The organism is Undibacterium parvum, assembly GCF_003955735.1.
Taxonomy (GTDB): Bacteria; Pseudomonadota; Gammaproteobacteria; order Burkholderiales; family Burkholderiaceae_D; genus Undibacterium; species Undibacterium parvum.
In genome coordinates this window covers 1,422,693-1,442,288 of the sequence record NZ_CP034464.1, presented here as the reverse complement: position 1 = coordinate 1,442,288, position 19,596 = coordinate 1,422,693, and the positions used below count along the sequence as shown (strand labels likewise).

The window sequence follows — 19,596 nt, the reverse complement described above, 5'->3', positions numbered from 1 at the left end:
TTCGTTGCGGGCTGCTCTGCCAGGAAATTCTGGCGATCAGCTCAGTGTTGGGTGTATTGCGGCTTTTGATGCGTTCGGTGGATTCGATGGCTCAAGGGCTGGCTATTTTGTTCTCGCTGCCTTCGATAATAGGATCTTGCCAATCACCACCGACCGCCTTATACAACGCGATCCAGGCACTGCCACGCAGGCGTTGCAATTGCCATTGGATACTCTGCGCTGCCAGTTCCTGACGCAGGCTTTCTTCTCGTTCTAGCAGACTGACGCTACCGAATTTCCAACCGGCCTCAGTGCCCTGCAAGGCAAATTTTTTCGCAGCGAGTATCTGTTGCTGTTGCTCTAGTTGATGATTCGCCAGATCCAGTCTGAGCATGGCCACTTCGGTCTCTTGCACTGCCATCAGCGTTTGCCGCCGAAAACCAGCTTGGCTTTCTGTATGGCGCGCCTGTGCCTGCACTACATCGGCTTTGCGGGCGCCGGCATCGAACAGCGGCAGGTTTAGACTAGGCCCAAATGACCAGCCCTTGAGATTGGCAGTTTGCCCAGAAATTTGTATGCCATATAAATTGATAGAGCCGAGTAAGGAAATCGATGGGTAGCGCCGTGCCTGTGCCGCATCGATCTCCGCCGCGCTTGCCATCAAATTTTGCATGGCGGCACGCATGTCGGGGCGCTTGAGCAAAGCCTCGATAGGCAGCTTCGCGACAATAAATTGACCAGCCTGTGGCAATTTGGCATGGCCGGCTGTGAGTTTTTCGCGTAACTCCGGTTCCGGCAGGGCTATCAAGACCACCAGAGATTTGAGTAAAATTGCACACTCGCTTTGCTGCTGTTGCGCTTGCGTGGTCACGCTCGCCAGCATGGCCGCTTGCTGCACCAGCTCATTGGCAGAGCTAAAACCGACCGCAATTTTTTCCTGATACAGGCGCTGAGTGATTTTTTGCGAATTCAAGATTGCTTGCGCGTCTTGCGTCTGCGCCTCGCAACTGCGCAAGGCGAGATAGGTATTGGCGACTTCCGCGGCCAAGCTGATGCGCGCGTCATGCCATTCGTATTCGCGCGCGCTGAGACGTGCCAGCAGACTGTCGTGGGTCGCTGCATTGGCGCCAAATAGATCAATTTCCCAGCGGGCATCCAGACCTGTGCTCAGCACCGTCTGGTCTACCCCCTTAGGCAGCAGCGGATAGTGCCCGCGAATATAACTGGCGTTGAAATCCATGTTTGGCCATAAGCGTGCGCCGGCGGCGCTGGCAGTGACGCGTGCCTGAGTAATGCGGGCACTGGCCTGCGCCATCGTTGGGCTATTTTGCTGCGCCAGGTCTAGCAGTTCGGACAGGCTAGGGTCATTCCAACTAGCCCACCAGTTGCTCAACGTGCTGGCATTTTCTGTCGATGGCAAAGCAGTTTGCCATTCGCTGGCTGCCGTCTCCAGCATGCTGCGCTCGGGATGGCTAGGCTGAGTACGACAGCCGAGCAGTATCCCGCTCAGACAAATAGCAGCGAAAATCGGGGGGCGTAGGCCATTAGACTTGCGTAAAGCCATGGTTTTTTTATAGCGTGTTGTGCATTCATAACAATAGTCCTTATTCTGGCCGCGGTCATGCTTGCGCGTTCATTTTGATGCTAGTTAGCTACATAAATGGCCTGCTTGAGGCAACTTGTTGAGGTATTTTGTAAATGTGGACGCAAGTTACCAAAAATTAGTGGTGTTTAGATAAGCCGTACCGGGTAAGTGGCTGGTGACAGATTGTGACAAATAGGTGTAACTAAGTATTACAAGGAATATCTGATGTTATGATTAAAATATTTTTAAAATGCCGCGAAAAAATATCGCAATGGCAACATCGCTACAGGAATAATCTAGTGCTTATTAAACGTCTACAGCCAGTCCCTACCCATTTGGATTATGCCGAGTCGCGCTTGAAGCTGGTCGCCAATTCAGATCAGCGCCAACTATTTCTGGATAAAAAAAAGACCCAAAGTGCGATTGACGCCACCTATGTGACGGCTGATGACTTCAATGCTATTTTTGAAGATAGGCAGGATGTGGCGGTCTTGCATGACCTGCGTTTTTCTGTAGATGAAGGGCATCTGCATATCGATCATTTGTTTATCACCGATAATTTCCATATATTTATTGTCGAATCGAGAACTGCCGAGCGCAAAATTACGCTCAGTATGGATAGGCATTTCACTAGCACTGACGAGCGTTCCGAGTCCTGCGCCATCCCCTCGCCGATTCAGCAGCTCAAGCGTAATAAAATCACCTTGAAACGCTTGCTCAGATATATGGATCTACCTACCCGTTTTGGCCGTGAGCTGCAGCCAGTGTTTCATAATTATGTGGTACTCGATTCTCAGGCGGTACTCTCGAATCGGCTAGGCAAAGGGTATGAATATTTTCTCAGTCCTGAACAACTCATATCCTTGGTGAATGCGCAAACTGAAAAGAAATCTATCATGCATTTTTTTGAGCGTATGAGTAGTCATACGCTACGCGAAGTAGCACGCCATATCGCCAAAAAACATATGCCGAAACAAGTAAGGTTTTCGAATAAATTTAGACATATAGTGATCCCTAGTTTTGATCGGACTATGGCTTAATTTTGTGTAAAAGCGACGAAAAAAAAGGAGATGAAAAATCTCCTTTTTTTTCGCCCTGCAACACAGCTTAGCCAGTTTAGCCAGCTCAGGCTTTCAAACTTTTCAGTTGTTCTTCCACATCCGTCTTTATTTTTTTTCGTAGTTCAGGTTTGATGCTGAGTGCTTTTTCGTAGGCCAGAATGGCTTTGGCATTGTCCTTACTCGCTTGCCAGCATTGGCCTATCCGATAGTAGGCATACGCACTGTTTTCTATACTGATGGATTTTTCTAGGTAGGAGATGGCTTCTTTGAGTTTGCCTTGTTCTTGCAGCGACTTACCCATGCCATAACTACCTACGGCTTGATGTGGAAAACGCAGGCTCAGGTCGCGAAAAACGCGTTCGCTATCGGCAAATTTTTTCTCTTGTACATAGCTATGCCCCAGGCTCACCAAGACATCTCTTTGCATATCTAAAAACACATCTGATCCGGCCGTATTGGCTTTTAAGGCGAGTGCTTCAGCCTGGGCATTTTTCTCATCGCTGAGATCAAAATTGGCCTGCATCAGCATGCCTGCTGTAGGGTTAAGCTGATTGGTTTCCTTGATCAAAGTCTGCGCTTTGCCTTTGCCACCGCCGACGAAGCTGGGTGCTTGCAAATAGAACTGCAAAAGCGAGGCTCTGGCCTTGTAATTTTGCGCATCCAGCTCTATGGCCTTTTGGAAGGAGTCACGAATCTTTCCGGCATAACTCATGGCCGACATGATGCCCGCAGTAATCGCCTTGGTGCCTAAAACATTGCCTAAGGCTTGATGGCAATCGGAACTTTGAGGATGTGCGCTGATGCAGGTTTCCGCGATTTTGCTCGCCTCGTCCAGACGGCTTTCTTTGCCCTCAAGAATGATCAACTGGGTTTTTGCCACCAGAGCATCAAGGTTGGTGGCATCGACCGCCAGTTTTGCCGCGACCGCTTGCTCTACTTCGGCATATTTTTTTGCCCTCAGTTGTGCCGAATATTCATGCGCCGAAGCGGCATGGCAGAGTGTCAGGCTCAATAGTGCAATACTGATTTTGGACGGATAGATCATTTTTCTCTTTCAAAAAAAGCGTGTTTATGCGGCTTAGCCCCAGCTTTTCTAGGGCATCTTCCGACAACGTCTCAGATCAAAAAGGGATGACATAAAATTATTTTTATTGCGCATTTTGTTTTGATCTTTAGTGCGTCAGTGTGGAACTTTTAGCTTCAGACTTAGGCGGAAAGAAAAAATCTCTGGGGCCAGATAGAAAGCGTCGCCATATCATTCTAGAGATCGTTCTTTCCTGATCCAGGCTGACCCGGCGTGAGCGTAATGCGACCAGCATAGCCAGAGTAAAACTGACGCCCAAATTCACCAGACCTATCAAGAGGATGCCGGTCAATGAAGTCAGCACCACTTGCCAGCTCATCTGATGATCCAGTCCCACTAAGGCAAACGAGAAATTCGCGCTAGAGAAGGTGATGTGACGGATATCGATAGGCAGTCCGAAAAACACACCGAGTTGGCCTATGGTGCCTAACATGATGCCAAAGAACAGGTTACCAGTTAAGGCGCCCAAATTATTTCCTATGTAGGTAGTCATGCTGAGCAGGCGGCGCTCACCGAGCAGACGCTTTAGCCAATTTAATTGGCGCAGGCGCGCTGGGATATTCGCGTAGCTGGCAGTATTGTCGTAGTAGCCCGAAATCAAACCGGACAAAAACAGGCAGACCCCGGCAATTGCCGCATGCGGCAGTGCCAGGCTACTCAGCGGATCTATGTCATGCAATAGATGCGCGGCCTTCTCTGGGTTGGCTAAGTGCGTGCCGTAGATGCCATACCAAGCCCAGGCAATCGCGTAGGCGGTAGGCATGGCAAGTGCGATATTGCCTATGATGGCAATAAATTGTGAGCGCAGTACGCGCACTATCAGCTCTACCAGTTCTTCGAGTTTTTGATTGCCGTCATCGATGGCTTTGGCGATCAGGGCGGCCGTCATGGCGGGCTGTTTGGTGGCTATCGTAAAATGCAATACGTGTACCAAAATGAAGCCGGTAGAATAATTAAGGCTATACAGCAGGGCAAAGCCAAATGGTGCTAAGGCTAGTGTGCCGAAAATAATCTTGATCATCGCCATGAAGCCAACGATGAAGCCGGCGCCCATGGTGGAGTACAGCATGGCTAGCCATTCTGCCCGGTTAGCCGTGACATAGTGCTCACCGCTTTTACCGGCGCGTTCGGTCATTTGCAGCGAGAGTAATTCTGTATTGCTGCGTACTAATTGGCGCAGGCTATGCCGCTGGTTGTCGGCTAGCACCAATTCCTTGAGCAGGTCTACGCTAATTTGCGCAGCTTCACCTGATTGCTGGGCGTCTAGCAGCGTCAGTAAATGCCGCAGCCGGTTAATACTCTGGGTCAGGCGCAGCAGCAACCTGGTCAGGCTGATAGAGACCCCTTGCACTGCAGCGATGCGGCGTATTTTTTGCACTACCTCTTCGCATTGCAGCAACAGCACCTCAATTTGCCCCGCATCTTCTGGCTGCACCGCGCTGTCGACCAGCGAGTTGCTGTAGCGAATCACGTAATTATTCACTTCGTCGTTCTGGCGCAAAAAGGGCGACTCGAAGCGCTCTATGTCAGGATAGTTCCTGACCAACTCTGATTCCAGTCCAATCGCGCTGATGCGATACGATAAGACCTGTACCGCGCTTAAGGTTTCGCCTGTCAGGCTAGCGTAGATAGGGCCAGAGCGTTGTGGAATAAAAGCCAGCAGCTTGATCAAATCCAGCCAGATTTTATCCGCAACCCCGCGCACCCAGAGATGATCCTGTTTGTGCTCAAATAACTGGCCAAAGATATCTTTGATGTAGTCATCATTGATCAAGGGCGGTAAAAATTTATCCATCATGGTTTGCCAGGCGGCGCCCCAGAATCCCTTGTTTTGCGTGATGCCCGTATCGGTCAGCAGGTGCAATAATTTACGCGAGACGCACACTTGCAACAGATACACACGTAGCGCGACTTGGTAGGCCGGCTGTTGTTCTAGCAGATAGCAGAGGGCGCGGATATTGTCGCTCGCTTGCGCCACATCGTCGATTTTTTTTGGCCTTAGGCTGGCCACTAATTCGCGTAACAAGGCGATCTCGCGATACTGTGGGTCTTGCTCGGTGGCCAGGCTGATACGTTGCAGAATAGTGTCTATTGACAAGGGACTCTCCTATTGTTTGCCATCCATCGCTATTCGATTTTCGCACGCGGGCGGGGCACATGGCCGCTTAGTCAGCGCTACTGCGGCATTATCTCGACTTTTTTAAATGGGGGCAAATGCCGTATTTGCAATAGTCCAGCGGCCCGCCTGCGGCATCGGTGACTGGAGCTTTGGCTCATTTTTATGCTAAATGGAAGGCTGATAAGTATGCAATTATGCTGCACTGCGTGCCGATCTAGTCTACAGTAGCGTTTGTTCTCAGAAAAGAAAGTGTACAGTTGGATAATTTATTGCTTGTGATTGCTGCCTTGTTTTTGGTGGTTTTGAATGGTTTTTTTGTGGCGGCCGAGTTCGGTCTGGTGAAGTTGCGGCAGACCCGGGTGCGCAGTATGGCGAAATCCGGTGGTGTGCGCGCGCGTTTGCTGGCGACCGTGCATCAAAAACTCGATGCCTATTTATCCGCCTGCCAATTAGGGATTACGCTGGCATCTTTGGGTCTGGGTTGGATAGGCGAACCGGCCTTTGCCCGCTTGCTCGAACCATTATTGACCGCCTTGGGGGTCACCGCACCAAAATTAGTGCACGGCATTTCCTTCTTTTTCGCTTTCTTCACGATTTCTTTTTTGCATATCGTCATCGGTGAATTAGCCCCGAAATCGATGGCGATACGCCAGCCGGAAAAAATTTCTTTATGGACCGCACCAGCCCTGTATGTGTTTTATTGGGCCATGTATCCGGTCATCTGGGTACTCAATAACAGCGCGAATAAAATATTATCCTGGGCCGGCTTGGATGCCGCACATGGTGGCGATGCCCATTATTCTCCCGAAGAACTCAAGCTCATTTTGCGTGGCAGTCATGTAAGTAAAAATCTGACTCCGGACGAGTGGGGCATCATGGCCCAGATGCTCGATTTTGGAGACCTGGAAATCTCGGATCTGATGCGCCCTATCAATGAAGTAGTGGCGATGCATAAGAACCTGACGCTACAAGAAAACATCGATACCGCGACCCGCAACCGTTTTAGCCGTTATCCGTATTTTGATAAGGACGATGAAACCGTGTTGGGGATGCTGCACTTGAAAGACTTATTTTTCGCGCAGCAAGGTGGTAAAACCCTCAGTGATCTGAGTAAGCATCTGCGCCATGTCGAATATGTGCCGCCGAATATGCCAGCACTGGAATTGTTCCGGCGCTTTCGCAAAGGCGCACCGCATTTCGCCATGGTTGGCTATAAAGGCAGTAAGCCAGTCGGGTTTTTGACGCTGGATAATTTACTCAGTGCCCTGGTCGGCCAGATCCGCGACGAGTTCCGCCAAAACGAAAATGACTGGACTACCTTAGACGATGGCACCCTGATCGGCAAGGGCAGTCTGCCATTGTTTACCTTAGGGATAGCGCTGGGCATTGATCTCGATAGTGAAGAGGTCGAGTCTATCGGCGGACTGATTATGTTGAAGCTGGGCGATCTGCCGGTAGAAGGCCAAAAGATAGGCTTCCCGCAGTTTGATGCGGTAGTTAAAAAGATGAACGGCCCGCGCATCCTGCTGGTACGTATCCACCCTAAGCAATTGGAATAACTGGTCGCTATTCAGTCAGCGATGAAAACTCCCTCGCCCGCTGGCGGGAGAGGGCCGGGGTGAGGGTGATTGAGCAACGCTAGCCTTCAGGTAGCTGATGGGCTTAGCCCTATGAAGTACGTTGTACAAATTTGAACTACCCCCATCGCTATCCATCTCCCACAAGCGGGAGATGGGCTTTGTATAGCGGACTGAACAGTCAAAATAACCCCGAAAATTTTTAATGGCATGGCCGCTCACGCATATTCCATGCGGGTTTGCGAGCATGCTTGCTTGTAGCCCGCATGGAATATGCGCAGTGGCTTGATGGTGTTTTTATTTGCTGTTGCTTGGTCTTGTTTTGACTTCTTTGGTTGTTGTGCTATTGCTGGCCGGTGGTAGACCGGCAACTACATACCTTTTTTGCTTCGCCAAAAAAGGTATGCCAAAAAAGGCGACGCAAAGTCGCTGTCCCTGCGGGATGCCCAATTGTGCAGCTCGTAAAATGGGAAATGAAGCAAACTCGCTGCGCTCAAACAGCTTCACTTCTGATCCATTTTCCGCCCCGCACAATTGGCAGCGCCACATGCGAATTCGATTCAAAAGCAGAGTCAAAAGCCAAGTCAAAAGCCAGGTCAAAAGCCAGGTCAAAAGCAGCACCGGATTGCCGTAACTCGGAGCAAACGTAGGGTGCGCCATGCGCACCGTTTATGTCTCGCCTTACAAATATTTGTGGTATCTGTCTATCCATTGGTGCGCACGGCGCACCCTACTTTAGCTCGGTAGGTGCGATTAGCAAGGCGTAATCGCACGTACCTCGCTATACCGTAACGGTTTTTAAAATCGACCCGGCCATCACGCATATCCCATGCGGGTTTGCGGGCATGCTTGCCTGTAGCCCGCATGGGATATGCGCAGTGGCTTGATGGTGTTTTTATTTGCTGTTGCTTGGTCTTGTTTTGACTTCTTTGGTTGTTGTGCTATTGCTGGCCGGTGGTAGACCGGCAACTACATACCTTTTTTGCTTCGCCAAAAAAGGTATGCCAAAAAAGGCGCCGCAAAGTCGCTGTCCCTGCGGGATGCCCAATTATGCAGGTCGTAAAATGGGAAATGAAGCAAACTCGCTGCGCTCAGACAGCTTCACTTCTGATCCATTTTCCGCCCCGCACAATTGGCAGCGCCACATGCGAATTCTAGTCAAAAGCAGAGTCAAAAGCCAAGTCAAAAGCCAAGTCAAACCCCAGATCAAAAGCAGCAGTTTGCCGTAGCTCGATGTGCTTGAGCATTGCGTGTGCGGAGAGACGAAAGCCGCACTACGGATGTGTTGACTTTCGCTTTCCGCATGTGGCGCTGCCGCTTGTGCGGGGCAGAAAATGGATTAGAAAGGTTCGTGTTTGAGCGTAGCGAGTTTCGAACTTTTCCCATTTTTTGCCCTGCACAGGCGGGAACCCGCAGGGCAGCGACTTTGCGTCGCCTTCTTTTGCTTCCTTTTCTTGGCGAAGCAAGAAAAGGGAGTAGCCGCCGGTCTACCACCGGCCAGCAATCGCCCAACAACGACAGAAATATAAACAAGACCAAGCCACGGCAAACCAAAAACAACATGCCGCCAACGCGCATATTCCATGCGCCCTACAGGCCAATGTGCTTGAAGAAGCGCATGGAATATGCGCAGTGGCGTTGCCTGTATTTGAGATTCTACGCGGCGCAATACGCCTGCGGCGATTGTCGCCCTACGCAAAGATTGCGACCTGCTGAGTTGAGTCGGTGCAATTACATGTCGAATTACTAGCAATACTGCGAACGCATCGCTTACAATCCCCAGTGTGACCGCCACGGAGGCGGTTCAGTCCAACAAGGTTTATCCGCCGCAAGCAGGTAGCGGATTTTATTTTTGCGTTCCGGTGCGGCGGATAAATGCTATTCGTTAGGCATCATGAATGTATCCGACATCGAATTACGTGCGTGGACACAAATTGCGCTTACTTCTCACATCACGCCGAGAGTTCGAAGCATTTCGATTGATACTGATATGCCCTCAAATAATATGCTTTTTCGTGTTTACTCAGACGGTGCTTTACATGAGTCTGCATTAGAAGCATTAAATTGTGCAGTCACTGAAATTCAAGCTGGGTTGGGTTGCAACGTTAAAGAGGAATATATCGACTTGCCAGAGCCAGAGCCAATGAGTTACTTACGTTTAGTTGTTTATGCGCGTTGTGAAGACGCATGGGTAAATCGTGATGCTTAACAGGTCAATCGACAGAGAATCGCCAATGAATATTTCACTTAAATTTATGACCGTCGTGGCGATCTCGTCATCTCGGCGTTAGAGGTACTGCCTTGCCAAACTATCTCCCAATATCGGTGCCCAACAACAGTCGGTTCATGGTATTCGTTGATGGAGAGAATCTCTCTATCCGTTACAAAAACCATCTAGAGAAAAACGGAATTGAAGCCCCAAATCACGTTAAACATGTACAGGATGTATATACATGGACACAATACGCCAATAGGCATACGCATAGTAAATGCTCGTTAGTCAGAAGCTTTTACTATACATGTGCAAAGGGCGACCATGACCGAATTGAAACCCTGCAAGATGAACTCATCGAGTGCGGCATAAGTGATCCAAGGGTGTTCAAGAAAAACACCAGCAACCGCTCAAAGAGAGTAGACATAACGCTTGCGACAGAAATGTTAAGCCACGCATTTCACGACAACTACGATGTAGCTGTTTTGGTCGCTGGAGATGAAGATTATGTGCCATTGGTTCAAGAAGTTAAGCGTTCAGGCAAGCAGGTTGCTCTTTGGTTCTTTGAAGATGGTCTAAGCAAGCACTTAAAGCGCGAATGCGATATTTTCCTGGATATTGAATTTTTCTTATGCCGCGAGTCAGGCGAAATCGTAAAGTACCTCTAATCCAAACGTAATCAGGCGCATGTGCTTGAAATCGCCCCCCCCTGCCAACGCCCAACACCCATGCGCCTCAGCGGGCATGCCGGGCTGCAGGCCGCACTGGATATGCGCGTGCGGCCTGGCACTAGTCAGGACTCTTCATCCCCAAAACTAATCCCCAAATCGCGGGCGGTTTGTAGGGTGTCGCCATCTAAAGGTACGCCTTTCATGCGACCGGCGACTTCTTCCAGTGCTACGTAATTCACATTCGGGAAGGCTAAGGCCACCATGATGCCGGAGTAGCCCTGATCCAGGGCGCGTACTGCGGCGGCGCCGAAGCGTAGTGCCGAGACGCGGTCGAAGGCGGTTGGGCTACCACCGCGTAGCAAATGGCCTAGCACTACCGCTCGGGCTTCCTTGCCGGTCAGTTCTTGCAATTCTTGCGCTACTCTTTCGGCTATGCCGCCTAAACGCTCCACGCTACCGACGCCGGCGGCTTCCTGTAGTGCGTGCGCGCCATGCGCGGCAACTGCACCTTCGGCCACCATGACGATGGAGTAATGCTGTCCCGTGGCATCGCGCTGCATGATTTTTGCCGCGACCTGTTTCAGGTCGTAGTCGATTTCCGGTATCAGGATCGCATGCGCATTGCCAGCGATGCCGCCGTGCAGTGCGATCCAGCCAGCATAGCGTCCCATCACTTCAACCACCATGATGCGCTGATGACTGGCCGCAGTGCTGTGTAGTCTATCGACGCATTCGGTGGCAAAGGCGACTGCCGTGTCGAATCCAAAGGTGGTGAAGGTTTTATCCAGATCGTTGTCAATGGTCTTGGGCACACCGATCACACGTAAACCTTTGAGGTGTAGCGCATGCGCTATCGTCAGGGTGCCGTCGCCACCGACACAGATCAGGGCATCGATGCCTAAGGCTTTGAGGTGACTGACGATCTCGCCGCTTCGGTCTACTTCCTGCATGCTGCCATCGGGCATACGCATCGCATAACGCAGCGGATTGCCGTGATTAGTGGTGCCTAAGATGGTGCCACCCAAATGACTGATGTCGCGCACCATCTCAGTGCTGAGGCGAAACACGCCATCGACCGGGTAGCGATCGGCTTGCAGTATGCCGTTAAAGCCTTCGCGTATGCCGTAGCACTCCCAGCCGCGCTGTGCCGCGGCCACCACCACCGCGCGTATCACGGCGTTTAAACCGGGCGCGTCGCCGCCACCGGTGCTGATGGCGATACGTTGCGGGGCGGCAGTCATGGTGCTACTTCTTGACGCGGCAGGTCGACATGCCAAACGGCAGATAGGCCGGGCAAAAACGGAAAGTGCCGGTGAGTACAGGTACTACGCCTAGCCAACCCCAGGCACCGATATAGCCCCCTAAGGTGGCGCCAATTAAACCCAAACCTACCACGATGCGGATGATGCGATCGGTACTACCTACGTTGAAGTTCATCTTGCTCTCCTGTTGCTGTGAAAAAAATCGAAATTAAGTTTAAAGGGTATTGAGTGGAATCTTCAGATAGCTGATCCCGTTACTTTCGGCCGTAGGAAAAGCGCCGGCACGAATATTTACCTGCACCGCTGGCAAGATCAACTGCGGTACTGCCAGAGTGGCATCGCGCGCTAGCCGCAACTGAATAAATGCGGCTTCGGCTATGCCGTCGTGGACATGGATATTCGCCACTCTTTGTTGGGCCACCGTGCTGAGCATCTGTGGCGAACGCCCGGCAGGTGGATAGTCGTGGCATAAAAATAGCCGGGTCTGGCCAGGTAGGGCGAATATTTTTTGGATAGAACGATACAGCTGCTGCGCATCGCCGCCGGGGAAATCACAGCGTGCGGTGCCAGTGTCGGGCATGAATAAAGTGTCGCCTATGAACACCGCATCGCCGACCTGATACGCCATATCCGCTGGTGTGTGACCGGGTACCAACATGGCTCTGGCCTGCAGCTCGCCGATCTGGAAAACTTCATCATCGTGCAGCAAGACATCGAATTGCGAACCGTCCACTGCAAACTCTGGCTCCAGATTAAATAGCTGCTTAAAGGCGCTTTGCACCTGGCCTATGTGCGCGCCGATAGCGATTTTTCCACCGAACAGACGCTGCAGATATTTGGCCGAAGACAGATGATCGGCATGCGCATGGGTCTCAAGTATCCAGACTAAATGCAATTCTTGCTGGAGTAAAAAATGCGCAATACGGTCGGCGGCCACGGTGCTGGTACGTCCCGATTTAGCATCGAAATCAAGCACAGGATCAATCACGGCAGCATGCCCGCCAGGGTGGTCATACACCACGTGACTGATGGTGTTGGTGACAGGATCGAAAAAGCTTTGTATCTGTGGCTGCATAAGATATCCCGCTAACAATTAGTAATGTGAATACTGTGAATACCGCGAATGCTGTGATGCGCAAATACAATATATTGACTTACATAATATCAAAGAATAGAATGATCGCAAGAGAAATTTAAATTTTGATCATGGAATATCCTACTCCTTTTGATATGGCGCAAATGCGGGCCTCGGCAAAAATTGCCGTTAGCTCTTTGCGCGCCATGGCTAATGAAGACCGCTTACTGCTGCTGTGCCAACTCAGTCTGGGTGAAAAATCGGTCAGCGAACTTGAACAATTGCTCGATATACGCCAGCCCACCTTGTCGCAGCAACTCGGGGTGTTGCGCAGCGAAGGCGTGGTCAATACCCGACGCGATGGCAAACGTATTTATTATTCAGTGGCAGATCCGCGGGTGCTGGATCTATTGACTGCCATGCATATCGCGTATTGTCCGCAAGACTGAAGACTTATCCTATCGTCTGGAGTTCACATGCCAAGTATTCCAACACTACTGCGCCATTTGCTACGGGTCAGCGCGTGATCTGGCTGATGCCTATGCTGATTGGTATCCCGGTCGGCGTGATCATGGGTTTAACCGGTGCTGGCGGCGGTATGCTGGCCTTGTCGGCTCTGGTCTTGCTACTCGATTGGAATATGGCGCAAGCTACGCCGCTGGCCTTGATGGCGGTGACTGCTGGCGCGTATATCGGCGCCATCGATGGCTTACGCAAGAAGCTGGTGCGCTATCGGGCTGCATTGTTGATGGCGACCATGGGCGCGCCCTGTGCGGTACTCGGGGTGCAAGTGGCGCGGGTACTGCCACAAGCATGGCTGATGGGCAGCTTCGCCTTGGTCTTGCTGTGGGTGGGCAGCCGCCTGCTCATGGCCAATCGTCAGGAGCAAACTGCCGCTGAGGCTGCTACTCACAGCACGCATACGATGGCGCGCTTAAATCCGCTTACCGGGCGTTTTGACTGGAGCCAAAAAACCGCGCTGGTGATTGCCAGTATCGGCGGCGTGGCCGGTTTTATGACCGGTTTGTTGGGCGTCGGTGGTGGCTTCGTGATCGTGCCTTTATTGCGCCATTACAGCAATCTCAGCATGCATGGCGCCATCGCTACCTCGTTGCTGACGATAGGCTTAGTGGGCAGCGTGGGTGTTAGCAGCGCCTTGTCGCATGGGGTAGACCTGCCGCACACATTTAGTTTTATCTTCATCGCTGCCACCATTGTGGGCATGTTGCTGGGACGCCGCCTGGTCGCGCATCTGCCCGCCAAAACGGTGCAAAATCTATTCGCTATTTTGCTGCTGCTGGTCGCTGCCAGCATGGCGCTCAAAGTGATGTTCGGTTAAGCCTAGGCTAAGTTTTTCTACACAAAATTGTAAAAGGCATAGGCTGGACGCGCATAGCCCATGCGGGTTTGCGGGCAGGCAGGCTGGCAAGCCGCATAGAATATGCGCGCTGGCGGCATGCTTAAAAAATTTAGCCAAAAAATGTAACTGTTCAGTCAGCGATGAAAACTCCCTCACCCGCTGGCGGGAGAAGGGCTTTGTATAGCGAGCTGAACAGTTGCCAAAAAATTTATAGCTTGGCGTTCTGTTGTCGGAAGCTGGGCGCGCTGTGTTTGACATTGAGTTTGACGGTTGGGGCGGACACCAGGGTTTCATTGACGATGAGCCAGTTGCCATCGATTTTTTCCCAATACAAAATTTTCTCTGAGCCATCCTGATAGCTAGGCGAGCGATAGTCTTGATGAAAACTGATCGTCAGATGTTTAGCGTCTTGTAACTTGACCTCAATATTGCTGAGCTCCAAAGTAATTTTTTCCGCCGAGGCTAAGCGCGCCTGGCGCGCCGCTGTCCACTCGCTACTACTGGTGTAATTTTTTGCATACATACCAAAATAAGTGGCCGGGTCGCGGCTGATCCAGGCGCTGCGCCACTTCGATAAGGCATACAGGGCGGCAGTTCTGGAGGCGGGCAATTCTGCGGCTGGTGCCGCCACTAATTCGGGTTTGCTGCTAGTGCTGCTAGCTGGATTGCTGAGCGAATTGCCAGCAGCGCGATTCGCTAAAGGAATACTGGCTATGACTGGATTTGCCGGGGGCGCAACGGCAAGCGCAGGCGTCGGTACGGCGGCGACTGGCTTAGGTTTCAACGGCAGGCTGACTGTGCTGGCGTTTTCGCTAGCCAGACGCGCCGATTCACTGTGTTTGTTGAGCGTCAGTTCTTTTCCAAACACTAAATCCAATTGCTGCGGATAGGTGTAGGCCGAGCCTAGTGCATGGTCAAAGATGGCACCGATTCCTGCTGTCACGACATTGCCATAAATGCCCGCGTTGACGCTGGAAATTACCCGCGCCGTGGCGTCAGTATAGCCATTCTTTTTACACTCAATTTGCAGGTCGCGATACGACCTGTGCACCTTGACTAGCTCCTGATTATCGAAAGTATTCGATCTGAAATCATTACTCAATTTGCAGCTTGCACCTTTGATCTTGCTGCCGCTTTCATCATAGGTCGTGATGCTTAGGGATTGCTCACTATCGTGTATCAGCGAGGCGCAGCCGGATAGGCTCAAGACAAAAGTGAGGACTAGGCTAGCGTGCAGGAATAATTTCATGATCTGATCTAAGCGTGAGGTCTGCCCGGGATTTTCGGGAGGACATCGAAGGTTTATTTGGAGATAAATTCTTAATAAATTGTAACGTGGATGCGCGCGTCTAGCCTCCGCCACATTAGAGTTTTACCACCAAATATTTCTTAGACTAGCGCTCTAGACGCAGCGTCCATGCGCCTTTGCGGAGCTTGGCCTTAGCCCGTCCTATCCTGCATCAGCTTGCTGTGCTGAAATGAACTGTGGTTTATTTGTCTAATGTTCTGTTACAAAGATCTGTTTGGCGCTGAGTGCCCGCGTGAATATGCTTTGAGCAAGTGTGCATGCTGGTGCGAGTTTTTATCCAGTGATTGCATAATTGCAATATCATGTCGCCTTGCGCGGATTACGCACTCAGCTTCTTGAACGATTTAATTTCACTTCTCTCTATGAAAACAAAACACTGGATACTCGTCGTGCTCGCGGCTTTGTCATTGCTAGGCGCGGCCTATGCAATTTGGTTGCCGAAGTCGGCTAAAGCACTGGCAAGTCCGGTGCTAAGTGCCGAGCCCGCTAGCGCCAACAGCGTAGCTGGCGTCCCCAAAGAATTTGATGAATTGCTGCTCGCTTATCGCAAAATTATTGTGCTGTTCGCCGACGAAAAAAAGCTAAGTGCGAAAGAACTTGAGCAGGCCAATCGCGTAGGTCAGGCGCTATTTCATGAGAATCTGAATCGTCTGGCCAGCTTCGATCTGATCTTGCAAAAGCTGATGGTCGCCAAGCCTGCTGAGCGCGAACAAAGTTTCGATGCCATGCTCACTTACATAGAATCAAACCCTGATCTTTTCGATGCCGATCGTCTGGCTTTTCGCGAAATATTATTGCGCTTGCAAAAAGCCATCGCCACCGAACAAACCCTGCCTGCGATCAAGCTGCATAAGCGCGTTGGTGAAGATCTGGCAGCCTTGAGCGAGATAGAAAAAGAATACGACAAAGAGTTAAAAGAAGTGTTCTCGCGTTTCGAAACGCGCGCCATCGATTTGAAGCGCGAACGCTGGGATGACTACATCGTTAAACTCAAAAAACTGTATAAGCGCGAGCAGATCCTAAAAGACTACGGCTTCATACTGCCGTATCCGGAAAAAACCGAGGCCACTGAAAAAGATATTTTCGGCTATGACTTACCGCCTAAAACGATAGTGCTTACTTTTGACGATGGGCCGCACGCCACCTATACCGAGGAAGTCGCTGCCATCCTTAAACAATACAATGTGCCCGCCATATTCTTTCAGGTAGGCAAAAATGTCGGTGCGGTCGACGCGCAAGGCAAACAGACGCTGAATAAAAACGCCCAGACTAGCAAAAATTTACTCAGTGCTGGCCACATCTTAGCCAATCATAGTTTTAGTCACGCTCTGTTGTCTAAGCAAAGCGGCGACAGTTTGCATGCAGAGATAGAGCAAACCGACCAATTGCTCAAGGCGATTTCACCGCAACGCTCCGCGCTATTTCGCTTTCCTTATGGTGCTAAAAATGCCGAGGGCATGAAGATACTCTCTACGCTTGGCCTGCGCTCGGTGTTGTGGAATATTGATTCCCTCGATTGGGCCGATCCTGTACCTAGCTCTATCGTTACCCGTGTCATGGGCAGTTTAGAAAAAGAAAAGCGCGGCATCGTCTTATTCCATGATATCCATGAGCGTACCGTGAAAGCCTTGCCGGCGATACTGGATAAATTAATCGCTGACGGTTATAAGTTTGCCAGCTGGAACGGTAGCGAATTTAGCGTCAGCAAAAGCGCCAACGCCCAACCGGAAAAAAGTGTGGTTACTAGTGATTATCAAAACTCCTGGGCCATCGTGATCGGCATTAATGATTACGCAAAATGGCCGAAACTGCAGTACGCGGTACAAGACGCCAAAGCGATACGCGAGACCCTGATTAATCGCTTAGGTTTTTCTAACGAGAAGGTACTGACGCTGAGTAATGGTGAAGCGACACGGAATAATATTCTGGCCTTATTTCACGATAAGCTAGGCCATGGGCAATTGAAAAAAGATGACAGAGTGTTCGTTTTCTTTGCCGGCCACGGCGCTACGCGCAAATTAAGCTCTGGCCGCAACCTCGGTTACATCATTCCTGTCGATTCTGATCCGGAACAAGTTTCGGTCGATGCCATCCCTATGACCGATCTGCAAAATATTGCCGAGAATCTGGACGCCAAACATGTGCTGTTTGTAATGGATGCCTGCTACAGCGGTTTAGGCTTAACGCGCGGCGGCGGCAGTTCAAATTTTTTGCGTGAAAACGCCAAACGCATGGGACGCCAGATGTTGACCGCTGGCGGTGCCGATCAATTGGTGGCCGACGGCGGCCCCAATGGGCATTCGGTATTTACCTGGACTTTGCTACAGGCACTCAGCGGCAAGGCGGATTTAAATGGCGATGGCATGATTACCGCGACCGAGCTGGCGGCGTATATCGCACCGGCTGTCTCTAGTGTCTCGCAACAAACGCCAGCCTTTGGCAGCTTGCCCGGCTCGGAAGGGGGCGAGTTTATTTTTGAGATGCGCAAAGAAGGCGAGGGCGAATTTCTTAATGCGGGTACTAATCAACTCTCGGCTGATGCGATCGCTTTAAATAGCAAGCTAGACGACGCCAGTATTAAAGTCGCTAGCGGTGCGCCTATCGTGGTTAAAAACTTAAGTGGGGGTGAACAAAAAATCGCCGTGCCTAAATTAGTCGATGCCTCTTCCCGACAGATGGCACAGCGCGCCAATGACCTGGGCTTACTCAATTACCGCGAAAAACGCTATGCCGAGGCCGAAAGCGCTTTCACCGAGGCGCTTAAACATAAACCCGATTTTGCTTTAGCTGCCAACAATTTAGGCTTTGTGTATCTGAAGCAGAAAAAGTATCCGGAAGCGGCGCGCTGGTTTGAAAACACCGTACAAATCGATCCATCCCGCGCCATCGCCTATGTCAATTTGGGCGATGCACGCCTGGCTTTAAATGAGAATGAGAAAGCCAAAAAAGCCTACCTCAGTTATCTGGAATTAGCCCCGAACGGCGCAAATTCCACCTACGTCAAAGAGAGCTTGAGAAAATTGAATTAGTGAGCATGCAGGCCAGCTGAACACGGCCTTACCCGCACGAAATTTTTTATCAAAATACCTGTAGGACTTACGCAAAACCGACCCAAGCTCGTTGTATCCGCCTTGCCGTACTAAAGTGCTCTCTTCGGCGGCACGCCTAGCTGGGACAATTTTGCGTAAGTCCGAACCGGGATTGAAAAGGGAGTGCGATGCGAAATAATTCGCAATGCAGCTTACTCAGTGAACGCAGATTACACAATCTGCGTTCTAGACCGTGGCGCTTTCGACGCGGCTAAATCTCAGCTTTGAATTTTTGCAAACCGCATGCCCGCCCACGCATAGTCCATGCGGCTTAGCGAGGCGATGCCGCCAGCAGGCGCATGGAATATGCGCGCTGGGTGGTGCGGTTTTAAATTTTTGAAGGGGCAGGCGCTAGATGCTTCTTGCTCACGAAAGAGTGCTCAATCAAGCTCATCCAAATTTCATCTAATTAAGATTAGTACTGAAAATCAGTACCATGCAGCGCGGCTGACGATGCTTATGCTAAATAGTTACTTGTCATAGTTGCTAGATTGTATTCTTGCTAAGTGATTGCGACAGCAGCAATCACATATTCCACCCGAAATTTACTTACTTAATATCAAATCATGACAACAACATTTTTTTCTCGTCTAGGCTTGTTCGCCTCGCCCAAGCTATCCTCAGCCTCGTTACCCTCGCTCTCATCGGCCATGCAGGGCTGGCGTCAGCTAGTGCTCAGAGCGCTGTCGTTTTGCGTGCTGCTGGTGAGCTTTTCGAGCGCCGCTAACGCCCAGTCTTATTCGCAATTTCAAAACCGCTGGAAGCCCGAACAAGTCATCCACAATGAATACGGTTTCGCCCAGGCTGGCCCTGTCCAGCCTGCTTGGGAAAGCGCGATGTGGGTCATAGAGTCGGTACCCGGCGAAGTTGAATATCGTCGTCTACGCAGCGTCTGGAAAGCGGATCATTATCTGCACATAGAAAACGGACGGATACAAGCGGGACCGATAGAGTCTGGCTGGCATAGTGCAATGTGGGAACTCGAAACGGTGAAGGGCAGCTCTTTCGTACGATTGCGCAATCGTTGGCAAGAGAATCAATACCTGCACATAGAGAATGGCAGTTTGCAATCAGGATCGATTAGCCCGGGTTGGCATAGCGCCATGTGGAATATCAAAGCTGTGCGATAGCGCCATAGCAGATGTTTGCACCACCTCCCCGCTCACGCATATCCCATGCGGCTTAGCGAGGCGATGCCGCCAGCAGGCGCATG

16 protein-coding genes are annotated in these 19,596 nt (G+C 50.9%); 8 read left to right on the top strand and 8 right to left on the bottom strand.

What is annotated here, in order from left to right; translation table 11 throughout:
- Positions 1–91: 91 nt before the first annotated feature.
- Positions 92–1,543, bottom strand: a complete 1,452-nt coding sequence (locus EJN92_RS06190; RefSeq protein WP_126127008.1) for an efflux transporter outer membrane subunit — start codon at positions 1,541–1,543, stop codon at positions 92–94.
- 320 nt (positions 1,544–1,863) lie between these two features.
- Between EJN92_RS06190 and EJN92_RS06185 the strand changes: the two genes are divergently transcribed.
- On the top strand, positions 1,864–2,604 hold the full coding sequence (locus tag EJN92_RS06185) for a nuclease-related domain-containing protein (protein ID WP_157984317.1): 741 nt from the start codon (positions 1,864–1,866) through the stop codon (positions 2,602–2,604).
- Positions 2,605–2,689: 85 nt separating this feature from the next.
- On the opposite strand, the gene EJN92_RS06180 is transcribed toward EJN92_RS06185, so the two are convergent.
- Both EJN92_RS06180 and EJN92_RS06175 read right to left on the bottom strand, forming a co-directional pair.
- Positions 2,690–3,670 carry a tetratricopeptide repeat protein gene (locus EJN92_RS06180; protein ID WP_126127006.1) on the bottom strand — a complete coding sequence of 327 codons (981 nt, stop codon included), beginning with the start codon at positions 3,668–3,670 and terminating at the stop codon, positions 2,690–2,692.
- Positions 3,671–3,797: 127 nt separating this feature from the next.
- The gene (locus EJN92_RS06175; RefSeq protein WP_227869730.1) at positions 3,798–5,807 is read right to left on the bottom strand and encodes a site-specific recombinase; all 2,010 of its coding nucleotides are present in this window, start codon (positions 5,805–5,807) and stop codon (positions 3,798–3,800) included.
- Between the two features lie 278 nt (positions 5,808–6,085).
- Here EJN92_RS06175 and EJN92_RS06170 point away from each other — a divergent pair, with 278 nt between their 5' ends.
- A complete protein-coding gene (locus EJN92_RS06170; RefSeq protein WP_126127005.1) occupies positions 6,086–7,387 on the top strand; it encodes a hemolysin family protein in 1,302 nt (433 codons plus the stop codon).
- 315 nt (positions 7,388–7,702) lie between these two features.
- Here EJN92_RS06170 and EJN92_RS06165 read toward each other — a convergent pair whose 3' ends face one another.
- Complete coding sequence (locus EJN92_RS06165; protein ID WP_126127004.1) at positions 7,703–8,065, bottom strand: hypothetical protein; 363 nt, start codon at positions 8,063–8,065, stop codon at positions 7,703–7,705.
- A gap of 1,234 nt (positions 8,066–9,299) precedes the next feature.
- On the opposite strand from EJN92_RS06165, the gene EJN92_RS06160 reads away from it, so the two are divergent.
- Together EJN92_RS06160 and EJN92_RS06155 are read left to right on the top strand one after the other, a co-directional pair.
- Positions 9,300–9,614, top strand: a complete 315-nt coding sequence (locus EJN92_RS06160; RefSeq protein WP_126127003.1) for a hypothetical protein — start codon at positions 9,300–9,302, stop codon at positions 9,612–9,614.
- A gap of 137 nt (positions 9,615–9,751) precedes the next feature.
- Positions 9,752–10,285, top strand: a complete 534-nt coding sequence (locus EJN92_RS06155) for an NYN domain-containing protein (RefSeq protein ID WP_126127002.1) — start codon at positions 9,752–9,754, stop codon at positions 10,283–10,285.
- A gap of 125 nt (positions 10,286–10,410) precedes the next feature.
- On the opposite strand, the gene EJN92_RS06150 is transcribed toward EJN92_RS06155, so the two are convergent.
- From EJN92_RS06150 to EJN92_RS06140, 3 genes are read right to left on the bottom strand one after another with little or no spacing between them, the layout of a single operon-like run.
- A complete protein-coding gene (locus EJN92_RS06150) occupies positions 10,411–11,529 on the bottom strand; it encodes a 6-phosphofructokinase (RefSeq protein ID WP_126127001.1) in 1,119 nt (372 codons plus the stop codon).
- A gap of 4 nt (positions 11,530–11,533) precedes the next feature.
- Entirely contained in the window at positions 11,534–11,725 is a 192-nt protein-coding gene (locus EJN92_RS06145) for a YgaP family membrane protein (protein ID WP_126127000.1), read from the bottom strand.
- Positions 11,726–11,764: 39 nt separating this feature from the next.
- Entirely contained in the window at positions 11,765–12,625 is an 861-nt protein-coding gene (locus EJN92_RS06140) for an MBL fold metallo-hydrolase (RefSeq protein WP_126126999.1), read from the bottom strand.
- Between the two features lie 131 nt (positions 12,626–12,756).
- Here EJN92_RS06140 and EJN92_RS06135 point away from each other — a divergent pair, with 131 nt between their 5' ends.
- A complete protein-coding gene (locus EJN92_RS06135) occupies positions 12,757–13,074 on the top strand; it encodes an ArsR/SmtB family transcription factor (protein WP_227869729.1) in 318 nt (105 codons plus the stop codon).
- Positions 13,059–13,964 carry a sulfite exporter TauE/SafE family protein gene (locus EJN92_RS06130; protein WP_227869728.1) on the top strand — a complete coding sequence of 302 codons (906 nt, stop codon included), beginning with the start codon at positions 13,059–13,061 and terminating at the stop codon, positions 13,962–13,964. The genes EJN92_RS06135 and EJN92_RS06130 overlap by 16 nt, the downstream gene beginning before the upstream one ends.
- A 229-nt stretch (positions 13,965–14,193) precedes the next feature.
- On the opposite strand, the gene EJN92_RS06125 is transcribed toward EJN92_RS06130, so the two are convergent.
- Positions 14,194–15,234 carry a L,D-transpeptidase Cds6 family protein gene (locus EJN92_RS06125; RefSeq protein ID WP_126126998.1) on the bottom strand — a complete coding sequence of 347 codons (1,041 nt, stop codon included), beginning with the start codon at positions 15,232–15,234 and terminating at the stop codon, positions 14,194–14,196.
- Positions 15,235–15,656: 422 nt separating this feature from the next.
- On the opposite strand from EJN92_RS06125, the gene EJN92_RS06120 reads away from it, so the two are divergent.
- Entirely contained in the window at positions 15,657–18,323 is a 2,667-nt protein-coding gene (locus EJN92_RS06120; RefSeq protein WP_126126997.1) for a polysaccharide deacetylase family protein, read from the top strand.
- Positions 18,324–18,949: 626 nt separating this feature from the next.
- Positions 18,950–19,513, top strand: coding sequence for an RICIN domain-containing protein (locus tag EJN92_RS06115; protein WP_126126996.1), 564 nt, complete (start codon positions 18,950–18,952; stop codon positions 19,511–19,513).
- Positions 19,514–19,596 lie beyond the last annotated feature (83 nt).